Origin of the sequence: Neptunicella plasticusilytica (genome assembly GCF_047922965.1) — a bacterium.
Classification (GTDB): Bacteria; Pseudomonadota; Gammaproteobacteria; order Enterobacterales; family Alteromonadaceae; genus Neptunicella; species Neptunicella plasticusilytica.
Map to the genome: position 1 here is coordinate 3,340,905 of NZ_CP150481.1, position 13,673 is coordinate 3,354,577.

Here is a 13,673-nt window from a genome sequence, read left to right on the forward strand (position 1 = left end):
CGGCATGGATTATTATAAACACCACACTGCAGAAGTAGACGAAGGCGCCATCATCGGTAAGGATTGCCGGATCTGGCATTGGGTACATATATGCTCGACTGCAATTATAGGTGAGTGCTGTTCATTTGGGCAGAATGTATTCATCGGAGATGGGGTGGTTATTGGTGGCAATGTCAAAGTCCAAAATAACGTTTCTGTGTATGAAGGCGTTGAATTGCAAGATGATGTATTTTGTGGCCCATCCATGGTTTTTACCAACGTATATAACCCGCGCAGCGCCGTCATACGTAAGGATGAATATCGTAAGACACTCGTAAAACAAGGGGCTACCCTTGGCGCCAACTGTACAATTGTATGCGGCATTGAAATTGGACGTTATGCTTTTATTGGAGCAGGTTCGGTGGTAAACAAAAATGTGCCGGATTACGCACTTATGGTTGGTGTACCAGCAAAACAAATTGGCTGGATGAGCGAATTTGGCGATAAACTGGATTTACCCTTACACGGCAGTGCTGAAGCCGTCTGTTCGCATAGTGGCAGCCACTATAAGCTAATTGACGGGAAAGTGAGCAAAACCAGCTAATGCAATTTATCGATCTGCAATCCCAACTGGCGCACATACGGCCGGCCATTGATGCCAGAATAAAAAAGGTTTTGGATCATGGCCAGTTTATTATGGGACCAGAAGTATTTGAACTGGAGGAAAAGCTCGCTGACTATGTGGGGGTAAAGCGCTGCATCAGTTGTGCCAATGGCACAGATGCGTTGCAGTTAGCATTGATGGCACTGGGTATCGGTCCAGGTGATACCGTTATCACCACTGCGTTTTCTTTTTTTTCCACTGCCGAAGTGATTCCTTTAGTCGGTGCTACCCCCTACTTTGTGGATATCAATCCAGACACCTACAATCTTTGTCCCAGTGAATTGCAAAAAGGCATTGCGGAAGCCAAAGCACAAGGGCTGTCACCTAAAGCCGTTATTACCGTTGATATGTTCGGTTTACCAGCCAATTATCCGGCCATAGAAAACATCTGCCAAGAGCATAATTTATATCTCATTGAAGATGCCGCCCAGGGATTCGGTGGAAGTATTAATGGAAAAAAAGCCGGCTGTTTTGGTGATATTGCGACTACCAGCTTTTTCCCGGCTAAACCTTTGGGCTGTTATGGGGATGGCGGGGCCATTTTCACTAACAATGACAATCTGGCGAGTCTGTGTGATTCCATGCGGGTACATGGTAAAGGGCAACATAAATATGAAAATATACGTATAGGCATGAACAGTCGCCTGGATACCATTCAAGCGGCTATACTGCTGGAAAAATTGGAACACTTCACAGCAGAACTGAACATTCGCCAACAAATTGCAGAACAATACAACCAGCAACTCGCTGGACAATTCAAAACACCCGTTGTGACCAGTGGCTATCAGTCTGCCTGGGCTCAATATACGGTGCAGGCGAAAACTGAAAATCGCGACTATTGGATCGATAAGTTAAAACGACAGGGCATACCTACCGCGGTGTATTATCCCATAGGCCTGAACCGGCAAAAAGCGATGGAATGTTATTCTGGCTTAGCTACACCTAATACAAATTTGGCCTGCGAATCTGTATTCAGCTTACCGATGCATCAAGATCTGAAAATTATTCAAAACTAATATATTTTTATCAGTTCTATACCCTGACTTCTCAAATGACGGAGTCGGAAATATATCTCCGACTGGAAAGTACTTGATGAAATGATGATTGCTTTAACTTGTTGTTGTATATCACTCAGTTTCAACACTTCAAATGCCCCAACATAAGTGCCAATTTTTTTCTCATCGTTGTCCAATAGTCCTAATATTTTTGCTCTATTGGTCAATTGGTCTAATAAATTCAGAGTATGCTGCCCAGTCCCATATATACATACCGACCCATTCGGAAAATGTGAAATATTTTGGTCTACCATCGAAAATGCTGATTGTTTCTTTTGCAGCTTTGCTACTGACAAACTTTTTAGATAATCCTGCCGGTTTAGTTCCAGATCTAAAAGAAAATCCCGTATTGAATAGTATTCATTTGATCTGGTATTTACCTGTTTGATTTGATTTGATTTAAATAGTGCCTTAACAGATTCGTCACCTGCAAACATTTTAAATCCATGCTCAACGACTGCGTTTTGCAATGTCCCAAGAGAAAAATGATAGGTATGGGCATTTTGCAAATAACGCAAAAAATCACATTCATATGTCGCTCTCAGATTTTTAATACCCGGGACCTCTATATAGAGTACACCATCAGATTTGAGCAGGGTTATGACAGCCGATAACTCCTTCTCAATATCTAAAAAATGTTCAAAAACATGACTCAAAATAATGAGGTCGAAGCTGTTTGAATGGCTTTCAAGCAGCTGTTGTGAACTCATGTTAAATAGGGTCAGTCCATGAGACTTACCAAAATCCAGATATTCGTTCCCCAAATCTACACCTACGGAATTAATCCCTTCATCTTCAAAGGCTTGCAGTATTCCGCCAGCACCGCAACCTATTTCAAGCACATTCTGACACTTTACACCTTGCTCATACACATACTGGTAAATTCGTTGACCATGTGAATATTGGGCTGCAAAAAATCTCTCCGTAGCCTTAACCTCACCGACATACAGCCATCGGTATTCATGTTGATAAAAAGATTCATACGCAGCTTGCGTCATGCGCGGGTTTGTCAAAGCCTGACCACAATCTCTGCAAATTACGGTAATTACGGGCAATCCATAACGATCTTTGCGTGCCAACTCGTCAAAGTTATGCTGGCCGCATAGACATGGGACTGTTTCAGTTGGATACACACCAGAGTGCAACTTGTGCAACACTAAATCACGGGTTTTCAACTGCTCTTGAGTGAGCGTTAATGTTGCTTGACCATCGTCTTGAAATCTGTCACCGAGCATTTTTTAACCTTCTTGCCTTAGTTAAGTAATGTCACTAGTGATTCATAAGACTCGGCGACATCCGTAATATCACCATACACTTCCAGTGTGAATGTCTTGTTGCTTAAATCGGCCAGCTTCAATAAGCGATATAAACTGCAGTCTTGAGATAGAGGGCCATTCGAATCTTTTGTACCGTCGTTATCACTAATATGCACATAATCCGATACAGCCAGCATTGCGGCTAATTCAGTCTCAAACGCTAAACCAAGCGAATGACAGGACACTTTCAAATGCGCCACATCAACTAACAGCTTGAAAGGAAATTGTGCCTGCATTTGTTTATATTCATCGAAGTGTGTCAGCAGAAAGGGATTTTCACCTTGAAAGGATTGCTTGTTGGCGAGCGAATAGACGTTATTTTCAATATATAAGTCTATTCCCTGTTGCATCGCCAATTCCTGTAACAATTTTAGATTGTGTTGAAATCGCTGCACGGCTTGGGCATAAGGCAATAGTTCACGGGAAGAAATCCGTTGTCCTAACTCGTCAACGCCGGGGTCAATACGAAAACCGGCATGGATACCCAACTTATCCGCTCCCAAACGCTGACTGAGTGCCAGACAACATTTAACCTGATCCAATGTACGGTTTATGGTTTCACCGCTGGAAGACAGATTCATCACAAAGCTGGTTGCAGGTGGCGGAAAATAGTTGTGACACCGGTAACGCAAAGCAAATTCTGATTTTAGCGAGATTAAATCTGCCTCGAGCTCAGGATATAACTTAGTTCCCCCAGACAATTCAATATATCGATATCCGGCTTGGGCCAGATAGCGCACCGCATCACCAATACGTTGCGTGCGTATTCCCGAAGTTGAAACATAAATTTGTTCGCTCACACCTGCTTTCACCAGTTTGTCTAATTCCAATAAGTCATTGTTGTCACAATATGATTAAGTCATCTTTGGCAAAGTCTTTAATCGCCTTTTTACCTAATACCTGATCAAAATAAATGGGGCTTATCCCGTTACCACCAGTACGTTTTGCAATCAAATTATCCGCACTGAAACTGTCACCGGCCAGAATTGGTTTAGCCGCTACCAGCGATTTTTGTAGTGATGCCCTAGTTTTAGTTTCCGACAGCGTTGGCTGCTTGATGCCGTTGCCCATATAGGCCTCCACCCGACGAACCTGCATAACAAACTCTTGTAGCTCGTCTGGCGACAACGAGGCCAGATGATCAGGTCCGGCCCCCTGTTTGTCTAACGTAAAATGTTTTTCTACTACTCTGGCTCCCATTGGAATCGCAAAGGCTGCAGCGCCTAAACCAACTGAATGGTCAGAATACCCCACCAGGCAGTCAAAATGGGCTTTGTAGGTCTCAATCACGGCCAAGTTAGCTTCATTATCTGCGATGGGATAGTTAGCAGTACACTGAAGTAAAACTAGATTCAGGTTGTATTCGGCTATGGCGCTGACTGCTATTTGTACTTCAGCCAGGTAACTCATACCAGTGGACAAAAAAATCGGCAAACCGGTTTTGGCAATTTTACGTAAAAAGGGGATATTGGTCAGATCGGTGGATGCCACCTTGATTGCCTCCACCCCTAGTTTAACCACGTCATCCACACTTTCTTCATCAAATGGCGTGGTGAGGAAAATAATACCTTTTTGTTCACAATAAGCTTTAATCGTCAGATTATCGGCATGGCTGACTTCCAACTTCTTTAACATATTGAACTGAGACTCATGCGCATCCGTCGTATGTGACTGGTACGGGGCCTTTTCCACATTCTGCAAGATAAGATTCTCAGTCTTAAAGGTTTGAAATTTAACCGCATCGGCACCCGCTGCCACTGCCACATCCACCAATTTCTTAGCGATAGCCATATCGCCATTATGGTTGACACCCGCTTCCGCAATGATAAAAACAGGTGAGTAATGCCCAATGCTTTGTGCCCCAATCTGAATCTCTTGATTAAATTTTGACTTCATTTTAGCTCTTGTTGATGTAGTAAAAATTCCAACCATTTCAAATCTAATTCCGTATCGATATCAATAGACTGATTTTCCGGTATTTCAATAAAACCAACGTTTGGCCCATATATGTCGCCAGAGCTAAGGTTATCGATACGCAGTAAATCACATACACCGTTAAGTCTAAAGCAACTGGGTAGCAATTGACGTTGATAATATTTTTCCAGAGTAATCCCTTCAACAAAAGGTGCCAGGCGATGCTGCTCATCTTCTGCAAACATCCAGTATGGATGGAATACTCCTTCCGTTTTGGTAACGCTGCGTACTCCGCTGAATTGCGGATTTTGCGTTAATTTCAATATGCCTTCATCGATCAGTTGAGCTGTCTTTAACGGTGTAGTTGGACGCAAATAGGCAATGCTTTGAACTGGAATCGCCTGCTCAGCCAGCCACTGGCTGAAATGTGTTATCACTTGCAAATCGGTTGCGCTATCTGTAGCCAATTCGACGGGTCGCATAAAGGGCACCTGCGCACCATGTTCAAGTGCAACTTGAGCAATCTCTTCATCATCAGTAGAAACCACCACACCGGCTAAACAATGACTGGCAAGTGCTGCTTTTATTGTATAAGCGATTAAGGGGATTCCATTTACCTCGCGAAGATTTTTGCGAGGAATGCCTTTCGAGCCACCTCGTGCCGGAATCACCCCCCAACATTGATGGTTCACTTATATTTTCTCCATACAAGAGCGCACTGTTTCAACCACATAGTCTAACTGTTCTGGTTTTATTTGGGTGTATGTTGGCAAGCATACCCCATGCTCTGAAAGTGTCACTGAATTGGTAAAATCAGCCTGCTGTTGATAGGCTGGCTGTTGATGCAAGGGGTAGAAAAATCGTCGCGCCTGTATGCCTTTTTCATTTAGGCAATCAATCAGAATTTCTCTTCCTCGGGCCCCTACCTCTGCAGACACCAATAAGCTGAATAGCCAGGTAGACTCTTCACAGTCAGGTTCAGGCTGATGCAATTGCACTTCTGGTAAATCAGCTAATTGACTGCGGTAAAAATGATTAATTTGCTGTCTTTTAACCAAAAATTCATCAACCTGTTCGAGCTGAGCTAAACCAACGGCAGCCTGCATATTAGTGAGCCGGTAGTTATATCCTGGCAACAAATGCCAATAGCGCTTTTCCTTGTCCATGCCATGGTCACGCAACAATCGGATTTTTTCATCCAGTGCGGGATCATCGGTTGTCACCATTCCACCTTCACCACAACTTAGTATTTTGTTGGCAAAAAAACTAAAACAACCAATATGGCCTATTGCACCGGTCATTTGACCGTCGAAACGGGCACCAATGGATTCGGCGCAATCTTCGACAACAAACAAATCGTACTTTTCTGCCAATGCCATGAGTTGCTTCATGGAAGCAGGACGACCATAAAGATGTACCACGATCATGGCTTTACATTGACTAGTAATACGTGATTCGATTTGTTCCGCATCCATGCACCAACTTTGTCTATTTACATCGACTAAAACAGGTTTCGCTCCACAATGGATAACGGCATTGGCGGTGGCTCCGAAGGTGAGGTCCGGTACTAGTACTTCATCACCAGGGCCTATGCCCAACGCCATTAATGCCAAATGCAAAGCAGTCGTACCATTAGATGTTGCCACGGCATAATTGCAGCCAATAAAATGACTGAACTGTTCTTCAAAACGATTCACATATTGACCTTGTGAAGAAATCCATCCGGACTCAATACAATCCAATAAATAAGACTTTTCATTACCAGTAAAAGATGGCTCAGCCAAATTAACAATAGTGTTTGTCATTATTGATACTTACTCATTAATCACTACCTTTTGATATTGCGCGCATACCGGCTTTTTCCAAATGCAGATCACGTTTGGCTATCAATAAATCTTCCAGCACCATCTCATTGACCAATTGTTTGAACGGGGTTTTGGGTTCCCAGCCCAATTCTTTACGGGCCTTGGAGGCATCGCCAAGCAAGGTATCAACTTCTGTAGGCCGAAAATAGTAGGGATCAATTTTGATAATGACATTCCCCACCGCAACTTGAGTTACCTCATCACCCAATAATGTGCCAAGTTTGCTCTCATCAACCCTTGAGACTTTACCGACTTCATCTACACCTCGCCCGCTCCAGCTCAACTCAATGCCGATTTCGGCACAGGCAAACTCAATAAACTGTCTGACCGAATAAGTCTCGCCTGTCGCAATGACGTAATCTTTGGCGGCTTCCTGCTGTAGCATTAACCATTGCACATACACATAATCTCGAGCGTGGCCCCAATCTCTGGTGGCATTGATATTGCCCATATACAAACAGGATTGCAGGCCAACAGCAACCCGAGCAATGCCTCTGGTTATTTTGCGTGTAACAAAGGTTTCACCGCGTAACGGGGATTCATGATTAAACAGAATCCCGTTACAGGCATACATCCCGTAAGCTTCGCGATAATTCACCGTAATCCAGTAAGCATAGAGTTTTGCTACAGCGTAAGGAGAACGCGGATAAAAAGGGGTTGTCTCGGTTTGTACCGGTGCCTGTATCTGGCCGTATAATTCAGAAGTCGATGCCTGATAAAAACGGGTTTTGTGCTGTAATCCCAAAAGACGTATGGCCTCCAGCAGGCGCAATGTACCCAATCCGTCAACATCGGCGGTATATTCAGGTGAATCAAAGGAAACGTGCACATGACTTTGTGCAGCCAGGTTATATATTTCGTCAGGTTGTATCTGCTGCACCAACCTGATTAGACAGGATGAATCTGTCATATCACCATAATGCAAATAAAGTCTGCCACCGCTGGTTTGTGGCTCGGATATCAGGTGGTCGATACGATCCGTATTAAGTTGTGACGCCCGGCGTCGCAATCCGTGCACGACGTAATTTTTCTTAATCAGCAGCTCAGCCAGGTAAGCGCCATCCTGTCCGGTTATGCCTGTAATAAGTGCAATTTTTTGTGTCATCTGGTTTTGATTCCGATGCTGGTCAAATATGCAGCCAAGTTAGATTGCCAATGTTCGCCAAAATACTGAAATTGATCTGAGTTTTGCATTGGTTGTTGGGATGTTATTTTATTTTCAACTGAAAGTACCATATCAGCAGCGCCTAGACCGGGCAATTGCGGCCATTGTCTGGTTGGGATCAAGAAAGTCGGAATACCGCAGGCAAGTGATTCATAAATAACCGTACTGGCTTCTGCAATCACCATCGACGCTCTGGCCATATCGTCAAACAGGCTGGTGTCAGGTGCCGAGAAACGGATATTTTCGCCCAATATGTCTTTATACTGGTGTTGCAATTGATGCACTGAAGGATGAAAGCGAATAACAATATTCTCTGCTGAGAATTTTGAAATTAAGTCTCTGAGATACCGAATACAATAGTCATTGTCAAAGCCATTGATACAAACCAATAGCTCTTGTGCAGTTCGATGAAACTTTTTATACACATACTGAAAGTAGGGATGCCCTATAATTACCGGTCTGGCTCCGCCGTGATAGACCGATTGCCAATAAGAACCGAACATAAGGAAATCATCAGGTAAATAGTCACGAACATAATCACTTTGTAATGTGTCTGCCGAATATTGGTAGGGTGTCAGGTTTTCGTGAATAGCCGCATGTTGAAATTCAGCCACTCTGGCTCCAAACTCCTTGGCCCATTTAATTAAAAATGCTCTGTTACCGTAAGACGCATTACCAATAATGACCAATTTGGGTTTAACCGCTGCAAAAATTTTTTGATAGCACGACTTCCAATAGCCGAGTCTTGTTGCCGTGACTTCCAACTGATTTTTGTAAGACTGATAGGCGCTTTCATCCAACCAGTCACCATAGGTACTTTTTATCCAATCAAGTAACCCGAGTATAGCTTGCTGGTCTTCCTGACAAACATGTTGTGGCGGCGACTTTCTTGCAAAATCAAAAATGTATTCATGCCAGATGCGATTGTCGCCAACATCGGAGTTAGGCTCTTCTTCAACCAAAGCGCTAATACTCAACAACTCTTCAAAAGGCCAGATATAGCGATTCACTGGATGGCCGTCGACGATCTCCGTTTGCCTGGCAGCGGAAACGATCAAAACATCATTTTGCCTGAGCCTTGCAAACTTGTCATTGAGAGCCTGCGGAGTTAATTCGGCCAGATGCTGTTTGCGCTGCTCATTTCTGCGCGCTGACAATGCAGGGTTTCGATCAAATTTGATGCCTTCAATTTGTTTGCAACAGGCCCACAGTACTTTATGCCTAAGAATCGGCCACATAAGAATATTGTCCTGCTTAAATGTAAAGCGAGACAATTCAGATATCTTTTCAGCTCGAACCAAAATGCTGGCGGCACAATTTTTTTGCTCAGAAGCAGACATACAACTTAGGCTATTTTTCAAGTACGTAAAGATGTCGGCCAGATCCAATTTCAGCCAGCCATCGCGCCTTATTCAAACAACTATGCTCAACCACAAACTGACAAAATTCTTCACCCTCGAAGTTTTTAAAGGCTCCAAGCATTTGCGGTTCTTGCGGATTATGTGTTTGCAAAAACAATTGCGCAACATCCAGCCTGCTTAACAATGTGACCAGCTTTTCATACAACTCTTCGGTTTTAATAAAGTGATGGAAAATGTTTAACGCCAGCACCACATCATAGGATTTGGGCTCACTGACAAAATCAAAAATATTCTCACAAACCGGCGTAAATCGATGACCTTCAATTTTCTTAATCCGTTCAAGAAAGTAAAAGCTGGTAATATTGCCTTCAACCGCCACACATTCATGTCCGCGCTGTTCGAGCACGGCACAGGCACGCCCCCAATGGCTACCGATATCTAGCACCTTGCTGGCCGGTTTACTGATGTTGTCAGCTACCAATTCAAAGCGCTCACCATCATGTGTACACTTAAATTCGCTAAGATCAATGTGATGCAGAGGAGCGTAAACCTCACCTCCCTGTTCTTTGGCATAGGTTGATACTTCATTTTTAAAATCTACCCACTGCTGATGACGCACTGCTATTTTTACCGGAATCTTAGATAAGCCCAGCAATTTAGCGATGGACATCCGGTGTCTGCCGTCTGCAAATAACAATTGCCCGTCCCTACCAATATTAATGGTAATGTAATCCTGCCCATCGGGTTGTTGCCAGCCCCTGTCTCTTATCTCCTTGTATAAGGCTTCCAGTTTTTCACATCGCGCCAAAATGTCCTGTTCGGATTTACAATTAAAACGAATTTCGCCCTTGTTTACCGAGTCCAGCAAATCTAGATAGTAAGGTGTCTCACACCATGGCAGGTTGTTGTCAATACGACTCTGCAACGAAGGGTAAAACAAAATGCGCGTTGCAAAGGGTTGGGCTTTAAGATCCCAGTCGCCATCAGCCACACTGCCAAAATGTAAAGTCCCCAAATGAGCACAATGGGTGACATCAGCAGGATTAATCCAGAACAGATTATCCTGTTCTGTACCACTTTGGTTGACATTGGCCAGCAGTAAATCCGGCTGAGTGTCGACCAGTGCCAATCCACTGGTTTTAATAGAAAAGCGATCCACCTGATTAGCTTTTAAAAATTTATACACATTCAGATAAGGAATGATGTTACGGGAGTGTTGAATGACGATTATTTTTTTGAATGGCTGCAAATCAACCTTTTCCAATTCAGTCAACATCTTGCACTGCATATCCAGATAATCAGATATAGCATCAATTCGATATGCTTTAGTTGATAGCAATGTAACATCTGATGGAACCAGGTTTTCAGCGAACAATTGTGCTAAGCAGTCCTTTACCAGCTCCAGCTTGGCACTCGCCACGACCAATATTTTTTCTCGGTTAACCATCAACGAATTTCCTATATGCTAAATACATTTCTATTAGTTCAATCTAGTTATCGTTCAGATAACCTAAGTGGTTTAACTCAAATTGAAAAAAGTTAGTCAGCCAGTGTTGCTGTTGCTCAGTAAGCTGTTTTTTCCAAATACCCAGAACACTATCGTCCATTGTCAGATTTTGCATGCCCACTGAATGCGGTAAATTACAAAAATCCAACAGTTGTCCCATAACTGTCGCATAGTCAGTGACCAAATGGCCAAGCGAAATCTGTCTAAACTGACTGCTATTAAGCGTTGCCGTAGTTTGGAAAATGCGCTGATACAAATCGCGGCAGATAGTGGCAGCTTCAGCCAGGTCCGAAGGCATCCAATTTTGCTTTAAATAGGAACAGACCACATCTCGCGGATCACGATGCACATGAATAAAGCGTGCTGACGGAAACAACGTCAGCAATTGTTGGCAGTACAATAAATTCCAGGTGTTATCTTCCACCAGCGTACTTTTTTGGTTTTCATCCAACAATCCGATAAACAGATCCGATAAAAATTCCCGAGTAATTTGCACGATCTGCTGATGGTCTGGAGCAACATAATTTATTTGATAGTCAGATTGATAGGACGGTACTCCGATCCAATATCCTCTATAGCTAAATTGGCTTAACTTTTTCAAATAATTGTTAATAGCATCTCTGAAACCAGTAAAGTGTTTTTCCAATTCCCAGTTCAGATATTGCGCCTGACTATAATGCAGCCCTGCTTTAGCTAAATATTTGAGCATTTTGCTGAATAGCTGTTCGGAAAAACGCTTTCGACTGACCCTGTGCAATAAAGCAGACAATCGTTTCAATTTTCTGTCATAAAGGTAAGGCGACCACAATTCCTGATGGCCAAACACAAAATCAATTATGCCGTCCGGATCTATTAAAAATCTATACTCAAACGGAAAAGTCATAACATCGGGGTGTAACCCCATTGCCTGTCGAGTGACCGAAGTACCAGAGCGCCCAACTCCGCCAATAAATACCATTGAAGGGCTAGTCAATCTTGATTTCCTTGTGCTCACTATATTCACGATAAGGGATACAGTTATCACACATTAACTGATGCAAGTCCTGTTGTTTTTTTTGTTTTAACCAGTCTAATCGTGCCATCGCGTCATCTACTGTTTGAACTGACCAGATTGGGTGAATCAGTAAGTGCAAATTCAGCCCTTGTCGAACAGCTTCCGACTGCATTGGGTGCCCATATCGGAAACGACCTCCGGAATCAGAAACATAAGTAATATCCTGCACATAACAATGCTGATAAGTATGCGGAAAGTTAAGACTACTTTGCTGCTGAGCAAAATAGTCTTTAGGCGGCCTATGAATGCTGATCACGCGTGGGCGGTATCCCGTCCATAACTCAAAAGTCGACAGCTCCGACTGCAAACCGCTAATTGGGTCGTCATAACACAGTGGATCGTAATGCAAGCTGATAGCATGACCCAATTCGGCTATTTTTAGCACCGACTGAATATTTGTATCGCTGATAAAATTATAGGCCCCACTGCGTAACAAAAAATAGTAGGTTGCCTTTATCCCAAACTCAGCCTCCTGTTTAGCAAACGCCAGTGCAATCTGAATGTCAAAATCAATATCGTGACGCAAAAATACCGTTTTATCTTTAGCATAAGTGACGTTGCAATGTTCAAAACTGTCAAACTGGTAGCCAAGTGCCTTGAGCTGCAAAAAAATATCAAACATATCATGGTTAAGCTTAATCATTTGAAAATCCCATTACTTTTTGCATCACCATATCTGCATGCTTGTTCCAGGTGAGTTGCTGGCGCGCATAGTTTCTTATTTGTACACGACAATCCGGACGCACATCCAATGCGCTGACGAAATCACACAGTGACTGGATATTTATTGGGCTATCATCTTCAGCCACATCAAAACTCCAGGGAACATTGACCAGCGCATCATCATAGGTCGATTTAACTACCGGAATACCATTAGCCAGATATTCCCTTACTTTCAGTGCGCTGTTTTCGCTCAGGCCTTTTCTATGCAATCCTAATCCGGCAATGCCAACAGACATGGCAGCATATATATCAGTCAATTGCTGGTGAGTTTTGTAGCCCAAAAAATTGACATGCTGCTCTAACCCCAGCTCCACGACCAATGCTGACAAGTTATCCAATTCATCTCCGGTTCCGACAATATAATATTTCACCTGATATGGTGATTCGTCTTTTATAAAATCTGCAAGGCCGATTAACACACGATCAAAGCCATGCCAGAAACTGATATTCGCCACGCTAATCATATTGATTGTATTGTTGCTGACCAATGCATCAGACGCCATACAGGCTGTTTGCAAATATTGAGAGGAAAGCTGATTACAGAAATAGTGATTGGCCAGCCTATCAATTTTATCTAGCCGACAAGTACTGAACACTAAGTCCACATGCTTAAGTAAGAGCTGTCGGTTTTTATTGTCGGCTTCTACCCAGTCTTGATTGGACATTTCCTGATGGTAAGGAAAGGTTGCAAACTCAACACAGATTTTCGGCTTTTGCACCGATTGCGTCTGCGCAAAATCGGCCAGGTGGGGGCGATCATACATTTTGTCATAGCGAATATACAAAACATCCGGCTCAACTATGTACGCAGCTTCAACTGCATTTGACCAGAATTGCTGTTTTTCCATGTCTGCGGAAATAGGTTCCCATGTTTTTAAAGGCGTTAATTCTCCGAACTGAAATCGAGACAACACTTGCCTGCCATAGGACATATACAGTGCGTAAACTTCGGCACCCACTTCTTCGAATCCTTCCAGCTGACCTAATAATTTAAGCCAGACACCTGCCATCTTTTTTGAATACTGATTGATACGGTAAGTTAAAAAAATACGTGTAAGGGAATTTGACAT

At 43.1% G+C, this 13,673-nt stretch carries 13 protein-coding genes; 2 read left to right on the top strand and 11 right to left on the bottom strand.

All coding sequences use genetic code 11. The annotated features are described in order from the left end of the window. The first annotated feature begins 4 nt into the window (after nt 1–4). Together V1467_RS15015 and V1467_RS15020 are read left to right on the top strand one after the other, a co-directional pair. On the top strand, nt 5–583 hold the full coding sequence (locus V1467_RS15015; protein WP_416305788.1) for an acyltransferase: 579 nt from the start codon (nt 5–7) through the stop codon (nt 581–583). Next, nucleotides 583–1,659, top strand: a complete 1,077-nt coding sequence (locus V1467_RS15020; protein ID WP_416305789.1) for a DegT/DnrJ/EryC1/StrS family aminotransferase — start codon at nt 583–585, stop codon at nt 1,657–1,659. The genes V1467_RS15015 and V1467_RS15020 overlap by 1 nt, the downstream gene beginning before the upstream one ends. Here the strand turns inward: V1467_RS15020 and V1467_RS15025 are convergent. The 11 genes from V1467_RS15025 to V1467_RS15075 all read right to left on the bottom strand — a co-directional run bounded on the left by V1467_RS15025 (nt 1,656) and on the right by V1467_RS15075 (nt 13,673). Next, nucleotides 1,656–2,933 carry a methyltransferase domain-containing protein gene (locus V1467_RS15025; protein WP_416305790.1) on the bottom strand — a complete coding sequence of 426 codons (1,278 nt, stop codon included), beginning with the start codon at nt 2,931–2,933 and terminating at the stop codon, nt 1,656–1,658. The two genes, V1467_RS15020 and V1467_RS15025, sit on opposite strands and share 4 nt — an antisense overlap. Nucleotides 2,934–2,950: 17 nt before the next feature. Next, entirely contained in the window at nt 2,951–3,814 is an 864-nt protein-coding gene (locus tag V1467_RS15030) for a sugar phosphate isomerase/epimerase family protein (RefSeq protein ID WP_416305791.1), read from the bottom strand. A 43-nt stretch (nt 3,815–3,857) separates the two neighbouring features. Then, the gene (neuB, locus tag V1467_RS15035; RefSeq protein ID WP_416305792.1) at nt 3,858–4,910 is read right to left on the bottom strand and encodes an N-acetylneuraminate synthase; all 1,053 of its coding nucleotides are present in this window, start codon (nt 4,908–4,910) and stop codon (nt 3,858–3,860) included. Beyond that, the gene (locus V1467_RS15040; protein WP_416305793.1) at nt 4,907–5,620 is read right to left on the bottom strand and encodes a cytidylyltransferase domain-containing protein; all 714 of its coding nucleotides are present in this window, start codon (nt 5,618–5,620) and stop codon (nt 4,907–4,909) included. The genes neuB and V1467_RS15040 overlap by 4 nt, the downstream gene beginning before the upstream one ends. Further along, nucleotides 5,621–6,733, bottom strand: a complete 1,113-nt coding sequence (locus V1467_RS15045; protein ID WP_416305794.1) for a DegT/DnrJ/EryC1/StrS family aminotransferase — start codon at nt 6,731–6,733, stop codon at nt 5,621–5,623. It lies immediately after the preceding gene. A gap of 16 nt (nt 6,734–6,749) precedes the next feature. Then, nucleotides 6,750–7,898: a GDP-mannose 4,6-dehydratase gene (gene gmd / locus V1467_RS15050; RefSeq protein ID WP_416305795.1), complete on the bottom strand. Its 1,149-nt coding sequence runs from the start codon at nt 7,896–7,898 to the stop codon at nt 6,750–6,752. Beyond that, entirely contained in the window at nt 7,895–9,196 is a 1,302-nt protein-coding gene (locus V1467_RS15055) for a hypothetical protein (protein ID WP_416305796.1), read from the bottom strand. Before V1467_RS15055 ends, gmd begins: the two co-directional genes overlap by 4 nt. Nucleotides 9,197–9,308: 112 nt before the next feature. Next, entirely contained in the window at nt 9,309–10,766 is a 1,458-nt protein-coding gene (locus V1467_RS15060) for a methyltransferase domain-containing protein (protein ID WP_416305797.1), read from the bottom strand. Nucleotides 10,767–10,809: 43 nt separating this feature from the next. Continuing rightward, a complete protein-coding gene (locus V1467_RS15065; RefSeq protein ID WP_416305798.1) occupies nt 10,810–11,799 on the bottom strand; it encodes a sulfotransferase family protein in 990 nt (329 codons plus the stop codon). Beyond that, a complete protein-coding gene (locus V1467_RS15070) occupies nt 11,792–12,523 on the bottom strand; it encodes a hypothetical protein (RefSeq protein ID WP_416305799.1) in 732 nt (243 codons plus the stop codon). The genes V1467_RS15065 and V1467_RS15070 overlap by 8 nt, the downstream gene beginning before the upstream one ends. Further along, entirely contained in the window at nt 12,516–13,673 is a 1,158-nt protein-coding gene (locus V1467_RS15075) for a glycosyltransferase (protein ID WP_416305800.1), read from the bottom strand. Before V1467_RS15075 ends, V1467_RS15070 begins: the two co-directional genes overlap by 8 nt.